General features: G+C 69.9%; 22 protein-coding genes and 8 pseudogenes. 12 read left to right on the top strand and 18 right to left on the bottom strand.

The genetic code is table 11. The features are described 5' to 3' along the window. Positions 1-162 precede the first annotated feature (162 nt). Together AB0B40_RS24185 and AB0B40_RS24190 are read right to left on the bottom strand one after the other, a co-directional pair. Positions 163-1,452: an FAD-dependent monooxygenase gene (locus AB0B40_RS24185; protein WP_362265511.1), complete on the bottom strand. Its 1,290-nt coding sequence runs from the start codon at positions 1,450-1,452 to the stop codon at positions 163-165. Positions 1,453-1,589: 137 nt separating this feature from the next. After that, complete coding sequence (locus AB0B40_RS24190) at positions 1,590-1,934, bottom strand: hypothetical protein (protein ID WP_362265513.1); 345 nt, start codon at positions 1,932-1,934, stop codon at positions 1,590-1,592. A gap of 385 nt (positions 1,935-2,319) precedes the next feature. Between AB0B40_RS24190 and AB0B40_RS24195 the strand changes: the two genes are divergently transcribed. Continuing rightward, positions 2,320-2,937: a TetR/AcrR family transcriptional regulator gene (locus AB0B40_RS24195; RefSeq protein WP_345055609.1), complete on the top strand. Its 618-nt coding sequence runs from the start codon at positions 2,320-2,322 to the stop codon at positions 2,935-2,937. Positions 2,938-3,066: 129 nt separating this feature from the next. Here AB0B40_RS24195 and AB0B40_RS24200 read toward each other — a convergent pair whose 3' ends face one another. Together AB0B40_RS24200 and AB0B40_RS24205 are read right to left on the bottom strand one after the other, a co-directional pair. Further along, entirely contained in the window at positions 3,067-3,894 is an 828-nt protein-coding gene (locus AB0B40_RS24200; protein ID WP_362265515.1) for a ZIP family metal transporter, read from the bottom strand. Between the two features lie 754 nt (positions 3,895-4,648). Further along, positions 4,649-5,077: a DoxX family membrane protein gene (locus tag AB0B40_RS24205; RefSeq protein WP_362265539.1), complete on the bottom strand. Its 429-nt coding sequence runs from the start codon at positions 5,075-5,077 to the stop codon at positions 4,649-4,651. A gap of 631 nt (positions 5,078-5,708) precedes the next feature. Here AB0B40_RS24205 and AB0B40_RS24210 point away from each other — a divergent pair. From AB0B40_RS24210 to AB0B40_RS24220, 3 genes and pseudogenes are all read left to right on the top strand, one after another. Further along, a pseudogene (locus AB0B40_RS24210) lies at positions 5,709-5,923 on the top strand (hypothetical protein); the annotation flags it as partial. 274 nt (positions 5,924-6,197) lie between these two features. Further along, on the top strand, positions 6,198-7,181 hold the full coding sequence (locus AB0B40_RS24215; protein WP_362265517.1) for a response regulator: 984 nt from the start codon (positions 6,198-6,200) through the stop codon (positions 7,179-7,181). Between the two features lie 226 nt (positions 7,182-7,407). Then, a complete protein-coding gene (locus tag AB0B40_RS24220; protein WP_362265519.1) occupies positions 7,408-8,121 on the top strand; it encodes a VOC family protein in 714 nt (237 codons plus the stop codon). A 369-nt stretch (positions 8,122-8,490) separates the two neighbouring features. On the opposite strand, the gene AB0B40_RS24225 is transcribed toward AB0B40_RS24220, so the two are convergent. From AB0B40_RS24225 to AB0B40_RS24235, 3 genes are all read right to left on the bottom strand, one after another. After that, positions 8,491-8,919 (bottom strand): ATP-binding protein, encoded by a 429-nt coding sequence (locus AB0B40_RS24225; RefSeq protein ID WP_345058625.1) that lies wholly within the window; start codon positions 8,917-8,919, stop codon positions 8,491-8,493. Between the two features lie 504 nt (positions 8,920-9,423). Then, a complete protein-coding gene (locus tag AB0B40_RS24230; protein ID WP_362265521.1) occupies positions 9,424-10,209 on the bottom strand; it encodes a zf-HC2 domain-containing protein in 786 nt (261 codons plus the stop codon). A gap of 25 nt (positions 10,210-10,234) precedes the next feature. Further along, positions 10,235-10,786 carry a sigma-70 family RNA polymerase sigma factor gene (locus AB0B40_RS24235; protein WP_345058629.1) on the bottom strand — a complete coding sequence of 184 codons (552 nt, stop codon included), beginning with the start codon at positions 10,784-10,786 and terminating at the stop codon, positions 10,235-10,237. Positions 10,787-11,888: 1,102 nt separating this feature from the next. Here AB0B40_RS24235 and AB0B40_RS24240 point away from each other — a divergent pair. From AB0B40_RS24240 to AB0B40_RS24250, 3 genes are all read left to right on the top strand, one after another. Further along, complete coding sequence (locus AB0B40_RS24240; protein WP_345058631.1) at positions 11,889-12,197, top strand: plastocyanin/azurin family copper-binding protein; 309 nt, start codon at positions 11,889-11,891, stop codon at positions 12,195-12,197. A gap of 128 nt (positions 12,198-12,325) precedes the next feature. After that, a complete protein-coding gene (locus AB0B40_RS24245) occupies positions 12,326-13,204 on the top strand; it encodes a metallophosphoesterase (RefSeq protein ID WP_345058633.1) in 879 nt (292 codons plus the stop codon). Continuing rightward, complete coding sequence (locus AB0B40_RS24250) at positions 13,201-13,620, top strand: hypothetical protein (protein WP_345058635.1); 420 nt, start codon at positions 13,201-13,203, stop codon at positions 13,618-13,620. Before AB0B40_RS24245 ends, AB0B40_RS24250 begins: the two co-directional genes overlap by 4 nt. A gap of 117 nt (positions 13,621-13,737) precedes the next feature. Here the strand turns inward: AB0B40_RS24250 and AB0B40_RS24255 are convergent, their stop codons facing one another. The 4 genes and pseudogenes from AB0B40_RS24255 to AB0B40_RS24270 form a co-directional block, all read right to left on the bottom strand. Continuing rightward, entirely contained in the window at positions 13,738-14,730 is a 993-nt protein-coding gene (locus tag AB0B40_RS24255) for a hypothetical protein (protein WP_362265524.1), read from the bottom strand. Between the two features lie 689 nt (positions 14,731-15,419). Beyond that, positions 15,420-16,133 carry an HAD family phosphatase gene (locus AB0B40_RS24260; RefSeq protein WP_362265526.1) on the bottom strand — a complete coding sequence of 238 codons (714 nt, stop codon included), beginning with the start codon at positions 16,131-16,133 and terminating at the stop codon, positions 15,420-15,422. 481 nt (positions 16,134-16,614) lie between these two features. Further along, a complete protein-coding gene (locus AB0B40_RS24265) occupies positions 16,615-17,958 on the bottom strand; it encodes an MFS transporter (RefSeq protein WP_362265528.1) in 1,344 nt (447 codons plus the stop codon). 67 nt (positions 17,959-18,025) lie between these two features. Next, positions 18,026-18,538 (bottom strand): annotated as a pseudogene (locus AB0B40_RS24270) (acyl-CoA dehydrogenase family protein); the annotation flags it as partial. Positions 18,539-18,552: 14 nt separating this feature from the next. On the opposite strand from AB0B40_RS24270, the gene AB0B40_RS24275 reads away from it, so the two are divergent. Then, the gene (locus AB0B40_RS24275; protein WP_362265530.1) at positions 18,553-18,729 is read left to right on the top strand and encodes a hypothetical protein; all 177 of its coding nucleotides are present in this window, start codon (positions 18,553-18,555) and stop codon (positions 18,727-18,729) included. Positions 18,730-18,783: 54 nt separating this feature from the next. On the opposite strand, the pseudogene AB0B40_RS24280 reads toward AB0B40_RS24275, so the two are convergent. Next, positions 18,784-19,037, bottom strand: a pseudogene (locus AB0B40_RS24280) (long-chain fatty acid--CoA ligase); the annotation flags it as partial. Positions 19,038-19,039: 2 nt separating this feature from the next. Here AB0B40_RS24280 and AB0B40_RS24285 point away from each other — a divergent pair. After that, positions 19,040-19,528 (top strand): DUF6207 family protein, encoded by a 489-nt coding sequence (locus AB0B40_RS24285; RefSeq protein WP_362265542.1) that lies wholly within the window; start codon positions 19,040-19,042, stop codon positions 19,526-19,528. Positions 19,529-19,780: 252 nt separating this feature from the next. Here AB0B40_RS24285 and AB0B40_RS24290 read toward each other — a convergent pair whose 3' ends face one another. Next, positions 19,781-20,398 (bottom strand): TetR/AcrR family transcriptional regulator C-terminal domain-containing protein, encoded by a 618-nt coding sequence (locus AB0B40_RS24290; RefSeq protein WP_362265532.1) that lies wholly within the window; start codon positions 20,396-20,398, stop codon positions 19,781-19,783. 67 nt (positions 20,399-20,465) lie between these two features. Between AB0B40_RS24290 and AB0B40_RS24295 the strand changes: the two genes are divergently transcribed. Beyond that, positions 20,466-21,728 carry a beta-ketoacyl-[acyl-carrier-protein] synthase family protein gene (locus AB0B40_RS24295; RefSeq protein WP_362265534.1) on the top strand — a complete coding sequence of 421 codons (1,263 nt, stop codon included), beginning with the start codon at positions 20,466-20,468 and terminating at the stop codon, positions 21,726-21,728. Next, a pseudogene (locus AB0B40_RS24300) lies at positions 21,725-22,238 on the top strand (IS481 family transposase); the annotation flags it as partial. The gene AB0B40_RS24295 and the pseudogene AB0B40_RS24300, both read left to right, overlap by 4 nt. 69 nt (positions 22,239-22,307) lie before the next feature. Here AB0B40_RS24300 and AB0B40_RS24305 read toward each other — a convergent pair. Both AB0B40_RS24305 and AB0B40_RS24310 read right to left on the bottom strand, forming a co-directional pair. Further along, positions 22,308-22,743: pseudogene (locus tag AB0B40_RS24305) on the bottom strand (transposase). A gap of 576 nt (positions 22,744-23,319) precedes the next feature. Then, positions 23,320-23,448: pseudogene (locus AB0B40_RS24310) on the bottom strand (IS5/IS1182 family transposase); the annotation flags it as partial. A gap of 54 nt (positions 23,449-23,502) precedes the next feature. Between AB0B40_RS24310 and AB0B40_RS24315 the strand changes: the two are divergent. Beyond that, positions 23,503-23,679: pseudogene (locus tag AB0B40_RS24315) on the top strand (IS5/IS1182 family transposase); the annotation flags it as partial. A 200-nt stretch (positions 23,680-23,879) separates the two neighbouring features. Here the strand turns inward: AB0B40_RS24315 and AB0B40_RS24320 are convergent. From AB0B40_RS24320 to AB0B40_RS24330, 3 genes and pseudogenes are all read right to left on the bottom strand, one after another. Continuing rightward, positions 23,880-24,287: a TipAS antibiotic-recognition domain-containing protein gene (locus tag AB0B40_RS24320; protein ID WP_345058649.1), complete on the bottom strand. Its 408-nt coding sequence runs from the start codon at positions 24,285-24,287 to the stop codon at positions 23,880-23,882. A 168-nt stretch (positions 24,288-24,455) separates the two neighbouring features. Beyond that, entirely contained in the window at positions 24,456-24,617 is a 162-nt protein-coding gene (locus tag AB0B40_RS24325) for a hypothetical protein (protein WP_345058655.1), read from the bottom strand. Then, positions 24,611-24,763, bottom strand: a pseudogene (locus AB0B40_RS24330) (transposase); the annotation flags it as partial. The gene AB0B40_RS24325 and the pseudogene AB0B40_RS24330, both read right to left, overlap by 7 nt. Between the last annotated feature and the right edge of the window lie 98 nt (positions 24,764-24,861).

The raw sequence follows: 24,861 nt of genomic DNA on the forward strand, positions 1-24,861 counted from the left end.
AGCCGCCCGTGACCAGCGTGAGCACCCTGAGCACCGGTCACACCAGACCTTCGGGGGCCACGGCACGCCCCGGGTGGCGAGCTGGTCACGATTCCAGCCGCCGGCGGCTGTGCGGGCGGCTTCGCTCTCTTCGGGCGAGGGCAGTCCGCCCGGGGCAGCCGCTCAGTTACCGGGTGCGCCGGGGCGGGGTGCTGAAACGCTCCGCGGGGACTCGCTGCCCGCCGATCCCTCGTCGCCGTCCCAAGGCCGCTGCCGCGCCGCCATGTCGCCTCGTCGGCGGGCGAGGTACCAGCGTCGGCCGGTGGCGAAGGCGCGCCGTGCTCCGCGTACGGCGGTGATCTGGGTGGCGAGGTGGAGTTGGTGGTGCCAGGGGCTCTGACCGGCGTGGCGTACCGACATGGCGTGCGCGAAGGCGACCGCGTCGCGGTCGAGGTACTGGTCCACGTGCTCGAACCACGCCATGCTCGTGCGGGCTGCTGCCTGCACCGGATGGAGTTCCGCGCGGCGATGGAGGTCGTACTCCCGCAGCGCGCCCTGGACGTCCGGATATTCGCGCAGGCTGTGGGCGAGGACGACTGCGTCGATCATCGCCAGTCTGGTGCCCGACCCTAGCGTGAAGTGGGTGGTGTGGGCGGCGTCGCCGAGCAGCACCGTCGTGTCGTGGTACCAGCTGTCGTTCGTCACGTGCGCGAAGCGCTGCCAATGCGCCGGTGCGCCCCGTGAGCGGCTGAGCAGGCGGTGGCCATCGAGCGCGCGCTGGAAGATGCCCTCCAGCAGCTGCACTCCCTCATCGTCGCCGAGCAGGTCGAGTCCGAGGGCTTTCCAGGTGTGCGGTGAGCATTCGACGATGCAGGTGCTGATGCCCGCGACCGAGGGATAGGCATGCAGCCAGATCCATCCGGCGGATGTCCGGTTGAAGCTGAACACGAAACTGCGGAACGACTGTTCTGTGCCGAGCCAGATGTAGGGATTGAGACCGACCTCGACGCGGGTTCCGAACTCCTTGTGATGATCACGGATCCGGCTGTTCGCACCGTCGGCGGCAACGACGAGGTCCGCTGGGGGAAGCGCCGAGGGCTCCGCAACGTGGTGGCTGTACTGGACATCGACTCCGAGCTGTGTGGCACGGCGTGCCAGGATGTCGAGCAGGGCGGATCGGCCGATGCTGTAGCCGTAACCTCCGAAGTACGCCGTCTGTTCGCCGTTGATGCCGTGCACGCGCACTTCCTGGTCCTGCCACAGCACCGACCTGGCAGTGATCTCTCGCGCACTTTCCGGATCGTTGCGGTAGAGGACGTCGAGCAAGTCGTCCCAGTACACGACACCCCAGCCGTAGGTGGCCGCCCACGGATCGCGCTCCAGCACGGTGACCTCGTGTCCGGCATCGCGCAGCTTGGCCGAGATCGCGAAGTACAACCCCGCGGGCCCCGCACCGACGCACACGACTCTCACCGCTGTTCACCGCCCCGACTGTCGGCCGGAGGGACGCCGGCCATCCAAGTAGGGTCCGGATGCCCGAGAAGCCCGGGCATCCGGAGACAGAGACTCGCGCATACTTCTGCTGTTGATCGGTGTCTCGGTGTGCGGCCTCAGTAGTTACGGCCACCGTGACCGTGATCGCCATGGTCGCCGCCGCCGTGGTCGCCGTGATCGCCGTGATCACCATGATCGCCGCGGCCGTAGTCGCCGTGATGACCATGATCGCCGCGGCCGTGGTCGCCGTTGTCACCCCAGCCCCAGCCCCAGCCGTCACCGGAGTGGCGGCTGTCGCCCCAGCCCCAACCCCAGCCCCAGCCGTCGTCGTGGGAGGAGACGGAGGACGATGGGGTGGAGGCGGCCGCACTGACGGCGCCGGCACCGGCCGCGACGGCGAGGATGGGCGCCGTGCAGATCACTACGGCCATGCGCCGCATCCTGGTCTTGTTCGCACGCATGATGATGCCCCCTTCCGGGGGTCGAGAAAAAGATCTCTGGCGTCGACAGAGGACGCCCAGACGCACCAGACACTGCGGTCAGGTCTAGCGCAGGATGATCCCCCCGGCGGGAGTGGCCGTCACAGCGCTTTCCCTTGGGGCTTTCGGATCTTACTATTGAGTACGAGAGGGTTCTAAACGGTACGAAACGCCTCGTACCGCCAAAATAGGGTCGCTTCTCGGGCAAAGTCAACGGGTTTGCGCCAGTGGCTCACAAGGGAGGCTCACGGTGGTAACTCCCAGCCAGCACAACGGCCGGCAAGACCTTTCGGCTCCTGAGCACGCCGACCAGCGCAACCGCACCGCCCCGCGCTCCAGACGGCGGCGCAGGGAGTCTCATGAAGCCGTGGTCCGTGCCGCGAAAGACCTGCTCAGCGAGGTCGGATATCAGCGGCTTTCCTTCGAAGGTGTCGCACGGCGGGCCGGAGTCAGCAAGGCGACGATCTATCGGTGGTGGCCGAACAAGGCAGCGCTCGTGATCGAGGCCCTCAGCGGTGACGTCCCGCTTCCCCCGATCCATGCAACCGGCGATCTGGAAGCCGACCTGCGCACCGCCGTCCGGCTCACCATCGATCTCGTCTCCGCCATGCCCACCTGCCTGATCCTTCCGGCGCTGCTCGCCGATGTGATCGAGGACCCTACGGGTACCGGATCCTTCGCCGACCTCATCGAACCGCGCCGCGCGTCGGTCGTGGAACTGTTGGAGCGGGCCCGCCTCGAAGGCCGCCTACCGCTGGACACCGACACGTCGCTGATGGTCGACATCTATTCCGGAACCATCGTCTACCTGGCCGCCGTGAGTCGCGAAGCGCCCGGCGAGGAAGTGACAGATCAGATCGTCAGCCTCCTCCTGCACGGCAAACTCCCAGCCCGCAAGCCCTCTCATGACGACCAGCCCGGCGGAGACGGTGTGCCCGAGGCCGGTGTGGCGCCGGCACCCGCGGCTCGGATGCCAGCCCCGTAGGCAAGCACCTGCGGAACGGCGCCCCGCTTGTTGCCGCTCCTGGGGCGCGGCAGGACACGGGGCTGTCGGGCATGGCTGTCCGTCTACGGACCATCCGGTGTGCTCCGGAGACGAGGTCGTAGGCCCGGTTCAGGCGCCCGCGGCGGTGACGACGGCGTCCGTGGCGAAGCCCAGGAGGAGGCCGAGGAAGATGCACCAGGTGGTGAGCGTCTTCAGGCCGGTCTTGCGGGCTACCGCCAGCAGTTCGATGACCACGTAGAGGATCGAGCCGGCGGCGAGACCGAGGAAGGCGATCGACAGGGTGTCGTTGACCAGGTGCTGGCCGACGAGGGTGCCGAGGAAGGTGGGGCCGCCTCCGATCAGGCCGAGCCACAGCAGAGTGGGCCAGGACGGGCGCTCGCCTTCCGCGGCCAGGGGGGCGACGATGCCGAAGCCCTCGGTGGCATTGTGCAGGCCGAAGCCGATGATGAGCAGGAGGGCGAGAGAGATCTCGCCCTGGGCGGCAGAATTGCCGATGGCCAGGCCCTCTGCGAAGTTGTGCAGGCCGATACCGGTGGCGATCATCAGGGCGAGCGAGCCGGCCTGGCTGCGGGTGCGGGGCGCCAGTTCGGCGGAGACGGCGGCCCCGGGGCCGGCGGGTCGGGCTGCGGCCTCGCGGCGGCGGGCGATCCAGCCGTCGTAGTGCACGAGACCGGCGAGTCCAATGGCCAGGCCCACGGCCAGGGTGGCACCCCCGGAGGCGACCGTCCCCCAGTCGTGCTTGCTCAGCGCCTCGTCGACCGGCTCCCAGGCGTGGGCCAGCACATCCCAGACGAGGAAGATCAGAATGCCGATGGCCACGGCGTTCAGGCCCGCCCGGAGCCGGGGCGTGGGCGTGCGGAGTCGGCCGAGGGGGAGGCCGAGGTAGATGGTGAAGCCTGCGATGGCTCCGAGCAGGGCGATATTGCCGCTGGACATGGGGTCTCCGGTCTGAAGTGCACAGGAAGCGCACAGACCGTAAGACAGGGAAACCTTACCTAACAAGGCGCGGAGTCCAGCATGAGTGAATCTTGAAGAAGTCATTACGCGTGCCGCGCGTCGGATGCACCCTGGGGCGTGTCCGCGTGCTGATACGCCGACTACAACGCGCTCCTCCACCTTGCCGGGCGGTGCACCCTGCACGACGCCCTGAGTAGTACGGCCCGCCTCCATGCCCCGATCTGGACGGGCCTGGCAGGTTTCGTGGTCAGCGGCATCATGCTTCATCCGAACCTCGGATCGGCTCCCACCCGCATCAAGCCCGGACTTGTTCTCATCCTCACCGGCAACGGCCTGCAGGCCGGCCTCCTCCACGGACGCCTGCCACGGCAGGACGCCACCCCGCCTGCGAGACGCCTCATGCTCTGGGGAGCCACGACGGGTCTGGTGTCCCAGGTCTGCTGGCACGAGGGGAGGGCGGCAGCTTCGACCCCGCCGACACGACACACGTCATCGACAGAGGGCCGAAGGTCTCGCTCACCCACACCACGGTGCGGGCCCGGTCACCGGGATCCCAACGCTGGGCTCCAGAATGTCGACGGCCCGTGTTACAGGGCTACTCCCCTTCGCGGCTGCCGACCATGTACGGCGCTCTTCGACGTCTCCGAGGCAGCCGAGCCCCGGACCGATGCGTAGGCCCCTGCGCAGCAGGCGACGGCCCGCAGGGGTCCGTGGTGGGCAGGCGTCTTGTGGCCTAGAAGCTGAGCGTGATGGCGGCTGCGACGCCGCCCAGGCCGAGGGCGAAGGCGGCCTCTTTCCAGCCGCCCTTGCCCCAGCGGAAAAGGCGGTCGACCGCCAGCCGGCCGGGACCGATGGCAGCGATGGCCAGCGCGACTACGGTGATGCAGACGCTGTATTCCACGCCGCCGTCCGTGTCCCACAGGCCGTGGGCGCCGGTGACGGTTGCCATCGCATTGATCATGACGCCGATCAGGGCGGCGGCCGCGAGCGGTGTCAGCAGCCCGAGGGCCAGACCGAGGCCACCGAGCAACTCGAACAGACCGCCGATCACGGCGAAGAGCTTCCCCGGACGAAAGCCCAGGGCCGCGAACCCCTTGCCGGTCGCCGCCAGGCCCGGGCCGCCGAAGAGCCCGAAGACCTTCTGCGCCCCGTGGGCGGCCATCAGCAGCCCGAAGGTAAGCCTGATGAGCAGGAGGCCCACGTCGGCGGCGGTAGATGTGGCTGCGGGATACGTTGCCGGCCCGGTGGCAGAAACCGGCCGGTTCAGGATGTATTTGTTGAACATGGCGATGCCCCGTAGACGCCGGAACGGGCGTTGCCCCCAGCTCGGACACGTGCCGAGCACCGGTCATGCTGAGACCTGAGCAGCATCGTGAGTGCCCCCTCCCACCCGATCCTTCCGCTGTCGGCAGGGTCGTGCATCCGGGCGGTGGCCCGCGGGGACAGGAGGCCGTCGCCGGATCAGCCGCCCTGGACCATCGGCTCATCACGAGCGGGGGCGTTCGGAGCCAGACGCACGCATCACTTGCCGGGCTCGGATACCAGGACGGCCTGGACTCCGTTGACCTGCAGGCCGCTGAGACAGCCGCTGCGGAAGGTTTGGTTCATGCCGCACACCAGGTCGGGGGCCTTGGCGGCCAGCGGATGGAAGGGGCAGTTGCGAGCCTGAGCTGAGCGGGGCTTTCCCGGACAGGTTCGTAGCCGTACTGGTCCAGCAGCCGCTCGCAGGCGGTCAGCCCGCGCTCGGGGCCCAGACGGCCGGGCGGGCCTCGTCCCACGCGGCCTCGCCCTTTGTCGAGCACTTCGCCTGCCGCCCGCAGGTGCAGGAACGCCTGACCAAACGGGTTGCCGACTGGCTGCAGACCCACGTGGCGTCCAGGCCAACGGCTCCAGCACCATGACCTCCACCCTGCTCGGCCTCCTGCGATCCGACGCCCGCTCGCGCAGCGAATTCCTCGCCCTGAGCGACGCAGCCCCTGACCAGCAAGGCAGCACGCACCATGCCTAGACGACCGGAGCCAGACTGGCCCCCCTCATGACCGGGCTGAGTTCCTGGCCGACCGCGGCAAGTTCGGGGTGAGCTTCACCGTCCGGGTCGCAGGCTCGTACGACTTCGGGTCGTCGGCCACGAGCACCGCCACCAGGACCACGACGTCCAGCGCGACGACGAGCCGCGTCTGGCACTGCGGTAGCCCCGTGCAGAGGGCTGTCACCAGCCCAGCGACAGGATGCCGAACAGACCGACCCCGGCCCCTGTCCGGCGAGCGGTCAGTCTGCCTGGCATGCACTGCCTGGTCGTCGACGACGAGACCCGCCTGACCGACCTGGTCGTCCGCTACCTGACCGAGTCCGGACACACCGCCGAGGGCCGCCACGACGGGCCGCCGGGGCTCGCCGCCGCCCGCGACCCCCGGCTGGACGCCGTACTGCTGGACGTGATGCTTCCCATGAACGGCGTCGAGGTGTGCCGGACCCTGCGCAGCGAAGGAATCGACGTGCCGGTGATCCTGCTCACCGCGCGCGGTGCGATCGGCGAGCGGGTAGCCGGGGCCGACGACTACGTGGTCAAGCCGTTCGCCATGCAGGAACTGCTGGCCAGGTTGCGTGCGATGTCCCGGCGCCGCCCCGGCCCGGTCGGCCGACTCCAGGTCGGCGACCTCGTCCTCGCCCCCGAGCAGCAGCGTGCCTGGAGGGGACACCGAGCTGGATCTCTCCAGCCATCGACGTGCAGTCTCCAAGGTCCGCGCCAAGGCCGACCGGGCCTTCGGCCGTACGACGATCACGACCCTGGGCGGGCGAGGCTACCGGCTGGAGACCGCCCCGTGACCCTGCCCGGCCGGCTGCTGCCGAGGTTCCTCCGACTGCCCGTGGTCACGCGCCTCGTCCTCGCCGTGGCCATCACCATGTCGCTGGTCCTGACGGGTGCGGCGGCCCTGGTCCACTGGCGCGTCCAGACCGCTCTCGATCAGCAGCTGAACGACGATCTGACCACCTATCGGCACAGCCTCGACCTGACGGTTCGGGCCGGAACCCGGCTCCCTCCCGGCCCCAGCGGCAGCCTCCGGCAGGTCCTGGACGAGCACGGCCGCATCCTGCGCGCGAGCGACGACGTACGTCGCCAGCCGCTGCTCACCCCCGCCGAGTTAGCGCCGTCACCCATGGAGTCACGGTCCGGCGCGACATCGGCTCCCTGCTTCCGATCACCCCGGGCACCCTGCGGCTCCAGGCCACGCGCGTCACAGCGGAAGGTGGGACCAGGATCGTGATCGCCGCCGTGCGCCGCGGCCACCGCGACGAAGCGCTGCGCGAACTCCTCGGATCACCACTGCGAGCCGAGGTCGACGTCGCCCTGCACCGCCCCCGCTCCGCCGGGGAACTCGTACCGGCAGCTCAGCACTTCCGCGTAGGAGAGCGACACCTATCCTCGTTCGAGGCGCAGACATCGTGCCGTGTCGACAGTTGACACTCGACGGACCGAGGAAGCGTGGCGCTATGACCAGCCGACTCATCGCAATCTCCTTCGACGCCCACCAGCCGGAGCGCCTAGCACAATTCTGGTCCGGCGTCCTGAACTTGGAGAGAGCCGACGATTCCTACGACGGCGTCGCCCTGATGTCCGGGAATGACGCTGGCTACCGCCTCGGCTTCCGTCCCACCCAGGCGCAGAAGGTCGCCCAGAACCGGCTGCACTTCGACCTGACCAGCTCCTCACTGGAGGGCCAGCAGGAGACCGTGGCCAGGGCCCTCGACCTCGGCGCGCGGCATGCCGACGTCGGTCAGGGACCGGACGCGTCCCATGTGGTGCTCGCCGACCCCGAGGGCAACGAGTTCTGTGTCCTCGAGCCGGGCAACAATTTCCTCGCCGGCTGTGGCTTCATCGGAGCGCTCGCCTGCGACGGTTCGCGTGCCGTGGGCTACTTCTGGAGCGAGGCGCTGGGCTGGCCGCTGGTCTGGGACCAGGACGAGGAGACCGCCATCCAGTCGCCGAACGGCGGTACGAAGATCACGTGGGGCGGTCCGCCGCTGATGCGGGACCCCGGCAAGGACCTGCACTTCGACCTCGCGCCGGACGGCGATCAGCAGACGGAGGTCGAGCGCCTGCTGTCCCTCGGGGCGAAGCGCCTCTCCCCCGCCCACGGCCAGGACGGCACGGTGCTGCTGGCCGACCCCGACGGCAACGAGTTCCGCGTGCTCACGCACCGGTGAGGCCGGAGCCCACGGGAGCCGCGGTCGGCGGTTGTTGTTGTTGTTGCTGCTGCTGCTGCTGCTGCTGCTGCCGGGAACGCAGCACAGACTCGGGCCGGTTCCCCATCATCGAATCGGCGGCTCGACGCGTCCCACGAGGAGAGCCACACCCCTGGGGGTGACGTCTTCCAGGCGGGTGTTCGCCGCCAACCGCACGGGCACCTGGGCGGGCCCAGGCAGCCGTCGATGGGGCTCGGCTTGTGTGTCGCGAAGTCCCACTCCGCAAGGTCGTCGGGTGGTCCGGTGCCGCAGTCGCTTCCCGTGACCCGTCGCCGTACTGCGTTGCCGGTGCCGGCCGGGGTCGCCGCCTGTGCGGAACGCCCGGGCCGCTCATGCCGGGCACCTCAGGCAGGCGCGGACTTCGCGTCCGCCGCGCGACTGGTGGACCTCGGTCGACTGGGCGAGGTACTGGACGATGCCGGTGCCGCGGCCGTGTTCGTCCGGGGCGATGTCGGGGTGAGGGTGCTCCACGGCCATACCGGAGTCACTGACCACTATGTGCAGAGTGCTGTGGTCGAGGACGAGCAGCACGGTCATGCGCTCGCGGCCGTACTGAGCGGCGTTGGAGGCGAGTTCGTCCACGATGAGAACTGCGGAGTCCCGCTCGCTCGCGGGAACACTCCAGGTCTCCAGCAGATCGGCCGCGAAGTGACGGGCGGCGGAGACGTGCGCCTCCTGCGCGGGCAGGGTGAGCAGCGCCTCGTGGCGGTAAGGCCGGCAGAGGAGTGCACTTGAATGGGGCGAGTCGGTCACAGACATGGTCTTGTGGCCCTTCCGTGGAGGTGCGGAGGCTGGAACGTGAGAGGCCGCCAATGCCTTCGTGGGGCGGTCGCCAGGCCGAAACCTGTGCGTGGGCGCGCTCATACAGCTCCACGGGTGGCGCACACCGAACGGTTCGAGCCATTTGCACCTTTTGCCCATTTTCTTGGTGAGGTAGGTCAATGCCAGTGACGCGGCTGAGCTCTGTTTGTCCAGGGGGCGAGGGAGCACATCGGCCGGGCTCTGGTAAGTCCAGTGGGGTGGCAACGGCCACCGGAGGGGGCGTGCACGACCCGTCACGCATTCACGCGTGAAGTCGGCCGAGGGCTGCGGCGGTTCACGGAACGCGGCGGTGAGGGCGACCGGAACCTGGGAGATCGAACCGCAGAACTGCCCCACTGCCGAAGGGGTCCCCCGACGACAGCCTGTGCGGGGCGCGCAGCGAGGAGTCGGTGGGTGCGCCAGGAGCCCGGCCGACGCAGTGCCGGGCGGGCTCCCCTTGCCTCACGCCCGGATCGTGACCAGCTTCTGGCCGTTGCCCGCGAGGATCTCGAAGTGGTCGATGGCTCCCGGAGACATGGCAACCGTCCCCTGGATCGTGGTGCCGACCGGGTATGTGCCCGCCCGCCAGGTAGCGCCGTCCGCCCTGGTTCCGCCTGGTCCGACCGCCTGCAGCCGACAGGTGATTCCGGCGGGCGCCCCCCTGGCGGAAACCTGCAGCACACTGCCCCAGGCAGAGGGCGAGACCTTCACCGAGGCGGTGACGCCGGTGGCGGGATCACTTCCGGAGAAGGTGCGCAAGGCGGTCGGCGCGGTCGGCGCGGGCGGCGTCGCCTGACTGCCCACAGTGCCGACAGCCGCCAGCCATGTGCCGCCGACCGCCGCTGCGACGAACGTCAGGAAAGCGGCGGCACCGGCCAGCTGCAGGCGCCAGGTCTTGCGGCGCCGGGCCGCGGCCTGCTGGAGCAGCCTCTCCAGATAACCTGCCTTCGGCTCCTGCGGCCTCACAGGCACGGGTCGTGCGGACGAAGAGGTCTGCGCGCTCTCGGCAGCCCGCGCCACCAGCCCGTCGGCCAGGTTCTCGCCGGCCGGCGGCACCGTCTCGCCTGCGGCCTCGGCTGCGGTCACCGTCGCCAGCAGTGCGGGCAGTCCCGCCAGCTGGGCGTGTTCGGCCCGGCACTCGGCGCATTCCGCGAGGTGGACGCGCACCTGTTCCATTTCCGCCGGGGGCAGCGTGCCCAGGACGTACCCTCCCAGGGCCAGCCGTAGGGGGTCGTGCTCCGCACTCACGGTCGCCACCTCCTGCACACCACGGTCATGGCTCGATTCCCCGTTCCCGCAGCGCCAGCCGCAGGGCGTGCAGGGCGTAGTACGTCCGCGACTTCACGGTGCCCAACGGAATGCCGAGCACTCGTGCGGCCTCTGCCATGGTCCGGCCCCGGTAGTAGGTCTCCAGCAGGACCGCGCGGTGGTCCGGGGGCAGCGTCCGCAGGGCGTCGGCAACCGCCCAGCTCTGCAGCGCCCGCTCGATCTCGTCCTCGCCCTGTGCCTGCTCGGCGGCTCGCTCCATCGCCTCGCCGCCGGCCTCGGCCGGCCTGGCCTGCCGGGCCCGGTGGGCGTCGATCACCAGGTGCCGGGCGACCGTACACAGCCATGCCCGGGCCGGGCCGCGTGCGGGCTCGAACGCGGCGGGGTGCTGCCACGCTCGCAGCAGCGTCTCCTGCACCACATCCTCCGCCCATTGCCAGTCTCCCGAGGTCAGTCGCAGTACGTAGTGGAACAGGGGCCGTGCGTGCTCGGCATACAGAGTGCGCAGCAGTTCCTCGTCCGCGGTCGAAAGGGTCCCTTTACCGGAGACACGGGACACGGGCCCATCCGGATCGATCCGGGGACCACGTTTTCGGGAACTCCAGGGCATAAGCCGATCATCGCGCATATGAGCTGCTTTGTCCTGTAACACACAGTTCAGTGCAGCTGGCACAGTGCGAGCGCCGCGGACCGAACGTCCCTGCCGGATGTCAGGACGCTGTCAGGAGCATGCGGGGGGAGCACCCGCAGGAGGCCGGCCGAGCCGCAGGGACCCCGCCAAGAAGTCGCACAAAAAATGCCCACTCATCGAACCGTGGACCTCCGGCGTCCGTGGAGTCCGACAAGAGCTGACTTACGCGGCGATTCCTTATCTATTGCCCACATAACTTCCGCGCTCGACGAAGGACGGATCAGTGGTGACCGAGATACCTCACGCACTGCGTCCTCTGGCGCCGGCCACGCACGCCCTCACCCCGCCCGTCGAAGTCGGCGCCTGGGTGCAGCCCCGGCCCGTGGCCCGCGCCATCACGGCGACGGCTCTGCGGAGCGCTCGACGCGTACGGCGATCGAGGGCTGCCCGACCACCGGAGCAGAACTCCGTCCCGCCCGGGGAGCGCACCACCCGGATGGCTGTCGCCGACCCGCGACGCGCCTCTCGAGGCCGCCGTATGGGGAACTGCCCTATCCCGCCCGCCACTTCGCAGCGCGAGCGCGGATGCGCAGCGCGGGCCAGGTCGAGGCGAGCGGCCGGCAAGGGGCAGGACCATCGCACGTTCGCACGGTCCATCAAGGGTCCATCAACGGCCCATCAGGTGCGCTCGGCCATGAACACGGCCTTCACACGCATCACTGCGGTTGCGTGCGCTCAGCCGGCGGAGCCACCGTCTCCGCCTGACCAGTGAGGAACCGACACCATGTACCTGAACCTTCGCACACCATGTCGGCGGTCACGCGCCGCGGCCGGGCTGGCCGTCGCCACAGCCGCCACCGCCGCCGCGTTGGGGCTCCTCAGCGCGTGCGGCCATGCGTCGCCTTCCCCGCCCCCCGGAGCAGGCGCCCTCACGCCCGGTCCGGGTCAGCACCAGTTGGCCGGGATGCCCGGTGCCACAGGGTCGAGGAACACGGCGGGCTCCGCTCACGGCGCCTCTCCCATGCCGGGCATGAGCATGCCCGTGCACTCACCGGGCACGGGCACGCCGACCGCGCCGGTGACGGGGAACGCCGTGGCGATCAAGAACTTCGCATTCTCCCCGGCCACCCTGAAGGTCACAGCTGGCACGACGGTGACCTGGACCAATCAGGACACCGACGCCCACACCGTCACCAGCGCCGGATCGGGAGGACCGCTGCACTCGGCCGCCCTGAACACCCACGCCACCTACCGGTACACGTTCACCAAGCCCGGCACCTACGCCTACCTCTGCACCATCCACCCGTTCATGACCGCCACCGTGGAGGTGACCCGATGACCGAATACCATGACAGTCACGACGGAGTACCTGGCGGCGATGCCGCTCAGCCCGACCCAGAGCACGGTATGAGTCGACGCCAACTCCTCCGGCATGCCGGGTGGTTCGGGGGAGCCGTGGTGCTGACCGTGGCCAGTGGAGAAGTGATCAGCCATATCGCCGACTCCCGGGACACCCACGCCGGGGCCGCCGCCGGGACCGCGGAGGCCGCCGCAGCGGTAAGCGGCGCACTGCGGTTCGTGCAGGTCTCCGACAGCCATATCGGGTTCCAGGGCCCGGCGAACACGGACGTGGTCGGCTCCTTCGCCGAAGCCGTCAACCAGGTCAACTCGCTCGGGTTCAGGCCTGACTTCGTCATGCACAGCGGCGACCTGACCCACCTGTCCACGGCCGGGCAGTTCGACCAGGTCAAGCAGATGATGACCGGTATGAGGACAGACCGTGTCTTCACCGTACCGGGCGAGCACGACTCCATCGGCGATGCGGGCCGCGCCTACCGGCGGACCTTCGGCAGGGGCACGCTCGGCGACGGCTGGTACAGCTTCGACACCCACGGCGTGCACTTCATCGCCCTGGTCAACACCTTGAGCCTGGAGAAACTCGGGCACCTCGGCAACGAGCAGATCGATTTCGTCCGCAAGGACCTCGCGGGCCTGCCGTCGGACACCCCCATCGTGGTCTTCAGCCACATCCCGCTGTTCGCCATGTACCCGCAGTGGGGCTGGAGCACAGACGACGCGCTGAAGGTCATCGCACTGCTGCGCCGCTTCTCCTCCGTCACCTGTCTCAACGGACACGTCCATCAACTGTTCAGCAAGACAGAGGGCAACATCACCTTCCACTCCGCCACCACCACCGCCTACCCCCTGCCCAAGCCGGGCCGGGCTCCCGCCCCCACCCCGCAGGTCGTCCCCGCCCGGCAGCTCAAAGACGCACTGGGCATCCGCAGCGTCGGCTACCACCAGGGCGACCGCGAACTGGCCATCAAGGACCAGAGGCTGGCATGACCAGCCGGAAACCCCCCGCCCTCGCCCTGCGGTCGGCGACCGCCGCCACCCTCGCCGTCGGCGGATACATCCACGCCCAGCTCTACGCCGACGAGTACCGCTTCATCCACATCATCGGCCCCCTGTTCCTGCTCCAGGCAGGCGCCTCCTTCGCCCTCGCCGCCCTGCTGCCGATGGGGACGCCACCCCTGCTGCTGAGGGCCGCCGCGGCCGGCGTCGCGCTCGGCGCCCTCGGCGGCTTCACCGCTTCGCGCACCGTGGGCGTGTTCGGATTCACCGAGCACGGTCTGCAGCCCGCGCCCCAAGCCCTCCTCAGCCTCCTCGCCGAAGCCGGCACGCTGCTGCTCCTGGCGGTCTGGCAGATGACCGTGACCAGACAACACCGCGCCGCCCGGCCGCCCGTCAGGGCGCCGTAGAGGGGGTGCCGTAATACACCCACCGGTAGGTGCTGGCCCGGAACGCGCGGACATCCGGCAGTAAGGGAGGTTGGGGTGGGCGGCGGAGCACGGCAGCGACCGTCAGGTCCCCGACGGTCAAGAGGGATCCCAGACGAGGGTCACGTCGAGCCGTTGCTCGACCGTGGTGATGTCGCTCATCAGGGCCCGCCGGCCGCCCGCCTGGGCGCCGCCCCACAGCAGGCCGACGGCGTTGTGGGTACCGGACTGCAGGACGACCGAACCCGAGTCGCCTCCCCGGGCGATGATCCCGTCCGGGCATTCCGACGGGGTGTAGAAGATCTCGAATTGGTTGGTCATCGCGTACTTGTGCCCGACCGGCGGGGTGAACCCACTCCACGGCACGGCCAACGCCATGCCGACGATCAGGCCGCCGGTGGGGCCGGTCTGGGAGCCGCGTTTACGGACGAACATCCGCACTGTCGGCGTCAGCGTTTGAGCGACCGCACCGAAGCCGTCGGCGATCTCGTTGGAAAACTCCCGGGCGCCCCCCTTCTGAGCTACGGCCTCGTCCAGGTCGAAGATGGCGGCATCGACCTCCCGCCCCAGCCACAGCGTTGCCCCGGCTGGGGTCGGAATCGTCTGCTTCACAGGGGAGTCGAAGTCGACCACCTTCCCCAGGCTGGCGCTCAGGTCCGGGGTGGAGCCGATGGGCATCGGGGGCGCGGTGGGCTGGAAGACCCGAACCCCGGTGTCGCCAGAGACGTGCTGGCAGGTCAGGCCCACGAGGGTGTTGTCGCCGTTGCGCATGACCACCGCGCCGAGTGTGCCGGAGCTCTGCGGGGCCTGCTGGATCTGTACTCCGCCCATGAGGGTGTCATGTGGCACGTCGTCTGCCGTGAACAACGGTTCGATGGGGAACTCGACGATGCACACGGGCAGGTCTGCAAGCTGCGTGGGCAGCTCGGGCACGTCCCCGGCATCGTCGACGTAGACCCGTACGGCCAGTTCCTCGGAGAACTCCTCGTTCTCCTCCCGCATCCCCAGCCCCACGCCGTTGACGCCCTGCAGGTCGCTCAGCCCGAGGGCCGGGGCCTGCAGCTCAGTGATCAGTTCTTCCGGGATCTCCATGACACCCTCCTCAGACGACGGGCAGCGGGACCTCGCCCAGCTACAAGGGGCGTTCGGTCAGGTCTTGTCCGGCGTACACCATTCCCGCTGCAGCCGAGAGCGCTGCAGTCGAGGAGAGGTCTTCGCCGTCGCCTGCCCCGACCCGCAGCAGGCTTCCACCCGCGGCCACGGACCGCTGTCAGTGGCTGGTTGGTCCGGCCCGTGGCCGTCGCGCCTGGTACCCGTACCCACGTCGGGAGGGCGCGGGACCGCGGTGTCGAAGACGGTCAGGTCGACCGGCACGCCGCCGTCGGCTGTGTCGTACCGTTCAGAAATCGACGTTCGAACGGCATACCCCTCTCCCAGCACTCCGTATTTCCAGCGTGGCACGTCTGCGGCAAGCCGCAAACGCAGGCGGACCGGGCAGCCCCACCGGGCCCTGCCCGGCTCCTGCCCGGGTCCTGCCCGGGTCCTGCCTGCTGGGTGCCAGCCCCGGATCGCACCGCGCTGTCCGGTGAGCCGAGGCGACAAAAGCGCCTGCGCGCGATGTCCCAGCGGGAAAGCACCCCACCACGAGAGCAATGGCCCAGTTACCTGCCGAGGCTGCCGCTTCTCGGACGACCGCCGACCACCTGCGCACCCTCGGACGACCGCCGACCACCTGCGCACCCGCCGAGTTCCGGCCGGCCGATGGGACGGACCACCGCCGGCTACCCTGCCGCGCCGGTACCGCTGCGGCGCCGGCTCGGCTCGGCGGGGCCGACGAGCGGCGCTTGGGCCAGGTCCTCAACGGCGTGGTCGGCCAGTCGGCACAGGGCGGGCGTCCTGGCGGCCTGGCCCACGGCGAAACATCGGGCGCCCGCGCGTCGGCCGGCCCGCAGGCCCGCTGTGGAGTCCTCGAAGACCACCGCTTCGCCCGGTGCGACACCCAGCCGCCGACAGGCGAGCAGATAGCCTTCGGGATCCGGTTTGCCGTGGGTGACGTCCTCCGCGCTCACCACCGTGCTGAAGTGGCCGACGATGCCGCACCGCGTCAGATGGTCGTTGGCGTAGCTACGGCCACCTGACGTGACGACGGCCAGAGCCACTCCGTTGCGGCGCAGGCGTTCCAGAAACCGGTCGGCGCCGGGGACCAGCCGGACGGGGGGCAGGTCCGGTTCGCCGTTCAGCGCGATGAGTTCCTCCCTCACCTGGTCCGCCGTGGCGTGCCTGCCGAATCGTGCGAGGTGTTCCTCGATCACCTCCCTGCTGCGCCGCCCGCTGAAGCCGGCGAGCATGTCCTCCCCGCAGTCGATGTCGTGGAGGGCGAAGAGCCGTCGCCACAGCGCCCGGCTCCTGGGTTCGGAATCGATCAGTGTGCCGTCGAGGTCGAAGAGGGCGGCTCTCGCCGTGACGGGTGTGCCGGCGTCACCGTGGTCTGACATGGGGCTCCCTGGGCCGTCGTCGGCTCCCGGGAGGGGCCAGGAGCCGGGTGTGAACTTGCCTTCGTGTCTGGTCTGGTGGTGGCGGTATACCTGGTGCTGTGTTCCCCCTTGCCCTGGGCGGAAGCGCGCGGCGATGGGCACGGTGGGCTGCATCTCGGTGACCAGGACGTCGGGGCGAACATGCGGTAGGGGTCCAGCTCCGCGGCGATCGCCCGCTCCGCGTAGTGCAGCTGGGCCATGCCCCGTATGCGGACGGCCTCGGTGAAGCCGTCGGCCTCCCCGGTGCCCACCAGCTCGGGGGGCCGTACGGGTGCCGGAGCCAGGAACCGCGGGGCCGAGCGCCCCTCGTCCACCGTCGGGTGGCCGTCGGGGGCGAGGAAGGCGACCTGATGGCCGCGCATGACGGCGGCTTGGGCCATGGCGAGGCACCGGGTGATGGCTCCGATGCCGAGGGCGCCTCCGAGGGGTTCGGAGAGGATCTTCACGCGTGGCCTTTCTCCGAGGAGTCCAAGGGGGGATCTGCTGGGGCGGTGTCCGGTGGCGTGGTGACGGACGGGGTACCGGCGGTACCGGAGCGAGCGTTCCGGGCCGGGGTGGGCGCCGGGCGGGCCCCCCGGGTACGGCGGCCCGTCAGCAGGAGACGGCCCACTGCCACGGCGGCCACCTGGCAGGCGGCGGTGCCCAGCACCAGGGGGGCGGCTCCCAGACCGCTGAGCGTGCCGGCCGCGGCCGCCCCCGCGGCGGCGAAGGTGCTCTTGAGGCCGGCGCCGAGGGTGAAGACCTGGGTGCGGACGGCCGCGGGCGCGTACCGTTCGCGGCTGGCCAGCAGCGCGCTGAACAGAGGGCCGGTGCAGAATCCGGCGGCGGCGAACAGCACCGCGGTCACCAGGACGTGGCCCGACCAGGGCACGGCCGCGAGGGGGAAAGCCGTGCCCAGAAGGCCCCAGAGGACCACACGCTCCGGCCGTTCCTCGCCCACGGGACGGTAGGCGTAACCGAGCGAGCCGGCCAGGGCGCCCACGGCGAAAGCTGTCATCAGGCCCCCCGTCGCCCAGAGAGCGTCGTACCGGTGGGCGAGCAGCACGCTCACGACGGGCAGCGCCCCGACGCCCAGTTGCCCCACGCTGCTGGCCCAGGTGACCGACCGGAGCGGGCGGTCACGGACCAGTACGGCCGCTCCGCTCAGCAGGCCGGCGGGCCGGGGCCCGGTCCCGCGTGCCTGTCTTGCGGACCTCGGTGGCAGCCTCAGCGAGAGCAGCAGCAGGCCGCCCGACGTCGCTCCGGCTCCCAGCACGGCCAGGGCGAGGCCGGCACTCGTGGCCGTACCCAGGGCGGCGGCGGCAGCGGGCCCGCAGATGCCGGCCAGGTTGTAGGAGACGGCATCGGCGCTGAACGCCCGGGTGAGCCGGTCCTTGGGCAGCAACTCCCCCAGCAGACTGGTCAGTCCACCGGTGAGGAGGGGCGCGACGCATCCCGCGGCGACGGCCAGCGCGAGGACCGCGAGGTCGCCGGTCCTGCCCACCAGAACAGCGAGCGCGGCGAGCGCCACGCCGTACAGGGCGACCCCGCCCCCGTGGAAGAGGCGGCGCCGTTTCACCGCGTCGGCCAGGGCCCCTGCCACCGGCGCCGCCGCGACATGCGGGACCATCAGCGCGGCCACCAGCGCACCGCCCAGCGCCGGGCTGTCGGCGCGCTGTGCGGCCAGCATCACGAGCCCGACCCGGGCGCCCTCGTCGGCTGTGCGGGCCAGGGCGGCGGCCGTGAGGTAGACGGGCAGTGCCGGGGGGCCGCCCGCGCGCGGTGCGGAGTCGGTGACGTCGGTCATGGGCGCAGGAGGTCCTGCCGGTGGCGGTACGGCACGGTGGGCTCGGTGTCCTCAGTGCGTAGCCAGGTCACGGTGCCGACCACGAACATGTGGTCGAGGAGGGGAAACGCCTCACTGACCTCGCACACCTCGCTGAGTTGTGCCACAGCGTTCCCTTCCCGGCCGGACGGGCCGTCAGGTGACGGCGGGTAGCGGTCAGGGTGCGGCGCAGCAGGGCCACCGCCCGTTGGGCGTCGGCGAGCCGTTCGGTGGCCATGTGCTGGGCGACGTGCTGGGCGAAGGAGGCCATCGGCCGCCCCGGCCGGCCGATCAGGTGGTCCACTGCGAGCCGGACGTCGTCCAGGCGGACATGTCCGAGAGCTTCGGAGGCCAGCAGCCCTCCGGTGTCGGCGGGCTCGATCCGCAGGCCGGCGGCGCAGGCCGGTACGAGGACCCACGTGAAGCTGGCGAAATGCCGTCCCGGCCGGTGCCGGGCCAGGACCAGCAGACAGTCGGCCGAGCCCGTCCCGGAGACCCACCGTTTGCCCCCGCTCAGGTGCAGAGTCCGTTCGTTCCACCGCATCCCGGTGCCCAGCGCGGTGAGTTCCGAACCCGGTGCCGCGACAGTCGGTCGCGGCCAACGCCACGGTCGCCCGCCCGTCCAGCACCCGCTCGCGCAGCGCGGTGCATGCCTCGGTGGTGCCGGTGGACAGCAACGGCAGTGCGTTGGCCGCCCGTACGAGCACGGTCAGCGTGACACCGTTGCGCCCCCGGCTCGATCTCCTCACATAGCGCCCTCCCTCACACAGGGGCGAGGAGGACATCGTCGGACCGGGCGGCCCCGGTGACGAAGAGCGTGGCGGGCCGGTCCTGTGCCGGCGGCAGCACCGCGGCGCTCTCCACCCCGGCCGTGCGTCGGGCCGCGGCTTCCGCCTAGCCGCGCTGACCCGGAAGCCGTTGGCCTTGTACAGGTCGTCCCGGCGGCCGGTGAAGTACAGGTAGCCCCCGTCGTCGAGCCAGCCGTAGTCGCCGGTGCGCAGTTGGGGGAACAGTCCGTCGGCGCGGAAGAACCGCTGCGCGGTCGCCTCCGGTCGGCGCCAGGATGTGTCGGGTCCGGCACTCCCAGGACAGCGGCTTCGCCGATCGCCGGGGTGCCCCGCCCGCTCCGCCTGCCTGCCTGCCTGCGTGCCTGCGTGCCTGCCTGCGCAACGACCCGGGCCGGGCGTCGGCGCGGTGCCGGAACCGGCCGGTTGCGTACCGCCGACAGGGGTGCCGACCGGGTGCTGTCGGCGTACTCCTGACCGGACAGGACGAGGAGCACCGCCACGGGGGTCGCCGCCGGCAGGAGGACCAGGTCGACCCATGTGACCCGACGCACGAGGTGCACGTGTCGGAGCCCGGTCTGGTCGTCGTCGACATCGCGGCGGCCGACGACCAGACCGCGTTCGCCTTTCAGACGGTACTGGCCTCGGTGTGGGCAACGACCGCCGTGGAGCGCACGAGCCGGGGCCCCGGTCAGCCCGGGGAAGGCTGCGCTACCTCGACATGCGCCAGCAACCCTGAGCCGTGTCGAGTGCGGCGGGACGACTGACGCCGCCAACACGCCAGCACAGCAGGCAGAAGGGACTCCGCTGGGGTGGCAGATCCGCCCTCGCTGCCTGATTCACTCTCCGGCGATTCTCGTTGCCGTCATGGCACTAGACGTTGCCGGCAAGCAGGTTCCCGACGCCTCGCTCCAGTCGCAGCAGTGAGGTTCCCCGGCGACGGCGAACATGCCGACCGCGACAAGGCCACCATCGCACGGGAGCCGCGCACATCGTCGTCGCCGGCCTGTTCGACTGAGCTAGCCGGGCTCGGATCCGTCATGGATGGTCAATGCTCCGGCGAGGTCGAGGTCGGCGACGGTGCCGTGTGCCCCGGCGCGGACGAGCAGCACCGCGCCGAGCGCGGTGCTCCAGAACGTTCTGGCCTCCACGTCCAGCGGTCGACTGGCCCTCCAGCCGCGACCGTCGATGAGCTGGCTCACGAAGCGCTCGGATTGCCGGAACAGCAACTGGAGGTGCCGGTCGACCACGGATGCGAGTTCGGGCTTGGAGATCCCGGCCGCGAGTGCTCGCGCGACTGACGGGAGCGAGGGCATGGCCAGTACGGCGCGGGCGATGTTGCGCCGAAATGTCACCGCATCGGGGGCTTGGCGACCGATGCGCTCGATCCGTCGGGCATCGTGCAGCAAGCCGAGAAAGGCGGCGTGCACGAGCAGCGAGTCCTTGGAGCCGAAGTAGTAGGTGACCTGATTGGGGAAGACGCCTGCCGCGTTCGCGATCTCCGCGACGCTCAGCTCAGCGCCGGGCCGTTCCCTGCAGAGCCGTGCGGTTGCCTCGATCAGCCGACGCCTCGTCGCGCGACCGCGGTCACGCGACCGTGCCGACGTTGGTCGAGCCTCGGTTCGCTTCTTCTCCACACGCGAATTGTATGTGATACAACAGGGCTCCGTTCGCTTGTATCGCATACAAGAAAGGTCCAAGGACATGCACCGGACTGAAGTCGTCGTGACCGGACTCGGCGCGATCACGCCCCTCGGTGGAGACGTGGTGTCTACGTGGGACGCCCTGCTTGCCGGCGAGTCCGGCATCCGCGGCGGCGTCCTGCCCGGCCACGAGGGCGCCGGCCTTCCCGACACCGTCGCGGGGACGATGGCGGTCGACCCCGCCGAGTTGCTGCTGCCGGTGCGGGCCAGGCGGCTCGACCGCTCGCAGCAGGCGGCCTTCGTCGCGGCGGCCGAGGCCTGGGCCGACGCAGGCGCCCCGGAGGTAGACCCGGACCGGCTCGCATCGGCGATCGGCACGGGCATCGGTGGCGTACGGACGTTGCTGAAGGAAGACGACGTACTGGAGGCGGCCGGGACCCGGCGCGTCTCGCCACGCACGGTCCCGATGCTCATGCCCAATGCGGCGGCGGCGCTGATCAGTATCGAATACGGTGCACGGGCCGGGGTCTACACGCCCGTCTCGGCGTGCTCTTCCGGTGCCGAGGCGATCGCCCTGGGGGCCAGGCTCATCCGGGCAGGCGAGGCGGACGTGGTGATCGCGGGCGGGACCGAGGCCGCCATCACCCCGATCACCGTCGCCGGCTTCGCCCAGGCACAAGCACTGTCGCGGCATGCCGGCGAACCCGCTTCAGCGTCACGGCCGTTCGCCGCGGACCGCAGCGGATTCGTCCTCAGTGAAGGCGCCGCTGTCGTGGTGCTCGAAAGCGCCGAGCACGCCGACGCCCGAGGCGCGCGCGTCCACGCGGTACTCGCGGGCGCCGGCATCGCCGCCGACGCTCACCACATCACGGCGCCCGCTCCCGACGGCTCCGGTCAGATCTCGGCAATGCGGAAGGCCCTCGCGCAAGCCGGCTTGGCTCCCGAGCAGATCAGCCACGTCAACGCCCACGCCACCGGAACCCCGGTCGGCGACGTCGCCGAGGCGCGCGCGATCGGGGAGGTCTTCGGCCGCGCCACCGTGACGGCCCCCAAGGCGGCGCTGGGTCATCTCTTCGGCGCCGCCGGCGCGATCGAAGCGCTCATCGCCGTCCTCAGTGTGGAGCACGGCGTCATCCCGCCGACCCGCAACCTCACCGCGGCCGGCGTCGGTCCCGACATCGACCTCGATGTCGTCGCAGAGCGACGGGACGTCTCCCAGGAGGCCGTGCTCAGCAACTCCTTCGGCTTCGGTGGGCAGAACGTCTCACTTGTCGTCACCGGCGCACCGCACCACGCGGCTCGTACAGCCTCGATCACATCATGACCCACGCGAACGCACCGTTGTCCGTGGAGGGTCGCCGCCGATTGATCGGACTCGGGTTGGCCGATTGAAGCTCGACGCCGCATCATCAGCCGAGTGTGACACCAGTCGACGTGGTCGCACGCATTGAGGAGATGCGGCGTGCCCACAAGTGGTCGGCTCCTCGCAACGCACACGAGCTCGCCGTCGACGGGATGGTGATCTCGCGCCGGACGGTCACCCACCACCTGGCCGTCCTCGGTCTGAACCGACGGAAGTTCATCGGTCCCCAGGGCACCACCAACGAGTGCTGCCGACGATCACTGCTCCACGGCCCGGCCACATGGTGCGCGTCGATGTGAAGAAGGCCGACCGGATCCCCGGATCCCCGACGGTGGTGGCTGACGTGTCCACGGTCGCGGAAGTCGACAGGCAAGGGCGGTCGAGCGCCGCAGGGGAAAGAGCGAGCGCGGCTGCGTGTACCTCCATTCTGCCGTCGACGGGTACTCCAGGCTCGCCTACACCGAAGAGCTCCCTGACGAGAAGGCGCCCACGGCCCTCGCGATCCTCCACCGGGCCCGAGTCCAGGTTCTGTCTCTTTGGTCAGCGGCGTGTCCCGATGAGAAGGGCGGTGAGGTGGAGTGCGGCCTGGTAGGTGAGGGCCAGTTTGGATGTGCGTGTGGCCAGGCCGCACCACTGCTCGAGGCGGTTGATGCACCGCTCGACGGTGCGCGCTGCTTGTAGGCATCCGCCTCGAAGCCGGGTGGACGGCCGCCTTGGCGGCCCCGCCGCAGACGGTGGCCGATCTGGTCCGACGGCTGCGGGATGACCGCACGGATCTGCCGGCGGCGCAGATGGCCGCGGATCGCGCGGGCCGAGTAGGCACGGTCGGCCAGGGCGAGTTGGTGCGGTACTTCCGGCCGATGGCCTCGAGCGTGCGGCGGTGGTCGGCCCACCGCCGCCCTCGGACCGGATCGGCCGGCATCAGCGGCTCGGTCCGATCCCACATCGCATCAGTGACCACTAATGCGGCAGGCATAACCGATCAACTGATGAACCCAGCAAAGAGACACTCTCTAGTCGCAGATCCAGAGGTGCCAGTTCGTAGTCGTCGTTGACTGCTTGCACACGTGATTGGGGAAGCCCCGGCTGGCCGCTTCGCATTGGGCACGAGTGGCAAAGGTGCCAGCGTCAACACACCCCGGGATGACCGGGGTGGATGACGTGCTGGCGACGGCCTCCGCGGGGACCGCCAGTGCGGAAGCCCCAGCGCCGGCCAGGAGGCTGACGCTCAACGCCAGGCTGCTGAGCCTGAGTCGACCACGCATGGTTACCTCTCTATGGTCGAAGCGGACCTGTAACCCACTTCGAAGCACGTCACAGGTACGCATACGGCTTGGATGCCCCATTGAGGATCCATTGCCACTTGATGACTGTCGAGCAGGGAAATCAGCCATACCGATGGGCCGTGCAACGAAGGCAAACGAGCAGTCCCGGAAAAGTTCGAAGAGAGGGCTGTCTGAGCTTTCACCACGGTAGGGGTCTACTGTCTCCGTAAATGACCGCTGACCAAGGAGACAGAACCTAAGACGATTTCCTCGGATCACGTCGCCGATCAGATGGAGATGGCGGCGAGGTGGAGTCCGGCGAGGTACATGGTGGTCGCCTTGCCGTATCGAGTGGCCAGGCCGCGCCATTGCTTGAACTTGCTCATGCACCGCTCGACGGTTTTCCGCTGCTTGTGGCCTCGCGGCGGAAGGTCGACAAGGCCGACCAGGCGCGCAACCGCCGGAAGCTCGGCTCCCGCGGCGGCCGGCCGCCGCGGTTCGACCCGGCCGATTACCGCGGGCGTCACGCGGTCGAGTGCGGGATCAACCGCCTCAAGAGACATCGCGCTGTCGCCACGCGGTACGACAAGCGCGCCGTCCGCTACGAGGCGACCGTCCTCGTCGCGACCCTTAACGAGTGGCTGTGACCCGCGGTCTCACGCAGCGGGATCCACGTTCCACTGCGCTGGCAGATCGCTCCCGCAGAAGACGCAGACGAAGTCGTCGTCACGCACGATGTTGCCTCGGCACCAGCCCGAGACCCCGGTCTCTGCTTCCTCCTCCCCGGGGCTGCGACAGCCCCTGGGCCTGAACCCCGCCCATGCATGTCCTGGCCGGTGTCGCCCGACTACACCGAAGCCTCGGCCCCTGCGCTGGGGGCGAACCCGCTCCCCTGCTCGGCGAACACCTTGATCGCGGCGCCCAGGAACTCCACCATCCCGGGGTGGTAGGAATCGTGGAACGCCCTCATGGCCTCGTCCTCGGCGTAGAAGAGCGACATGCCGATGTAAGCCTCCCTGGAGGGGGTGTAGAACCGGCTAACGATGTCGAAGTGCCTGCGGACAAGCTCCTGGATCTGCTGGTCCCCTGGCAGGGAGCCGCCGTCCAGGAAAGCCGTCATCTCCCGGTACAGGACGTCCCAGTCGTGGTGGACCCGCTCCCTGTCCACATGTTCCCAGTCGTTGGTCCCGGCAAGGCTCTTCGCCTGCTCCTCGGCCAACGACCGGCGACACTCGTCCTCGTAATTGTTCCCCACGGCACCGGTTCCCATCGTTTCGTCACCTCTCCGGTGGATCCCCGAGAGGCCGCCGACATGTCGGCATCGACCGGCCGTCGATGATCAACTGCCGGTCCAGGCCGAACGGTGACACACAGCCACCGGGTCGGCAAACCATTTCTTGGACCCTCCGGCGCTCCGTCCCGGTCAGCCGGCGGGGGAAAGGCGCAGCTCGAACGGCGAGCCGTCGGAGCGGGGCGTCCAGCCGCTCGACGGCGCGGCCCGGATTCCCGCGGCGACCACGCGCGGCAGGACGAGCTCGGCCGGCACCGGGTCCGGTTCCATGACGGCCGGTCGACCGGTCTCCACGACGGAACACCGGTTCGGACGCGGAACCGTATGCCGTCGATCAACTGCCGCCGAGGCCAGATGGGTGGCCGCCCGACCCTCGTGCCCTTCGGCAACAACGGCTCCAGCACCGCCCACTGTTCATCCGTGAGGTCTCCCCGACCCATGAACCGCGATCATTCACAGCTCAAGATCCACTTTCGTTACACGGCCTAGGGTCTGTTGCGAAAGTGGATCTTGTTCGGTGATGATCATGTCTTGTGGG

It is taken from the genome of Streptomyces sp. NPDC042638 (assembly GCF_040647235.1).
GTDB lineage: Bacteria > Actinomycetota > Actinomycetes > Streptomycetales > Streptomycetaceae > Streptomyces > Streptomyces rameus.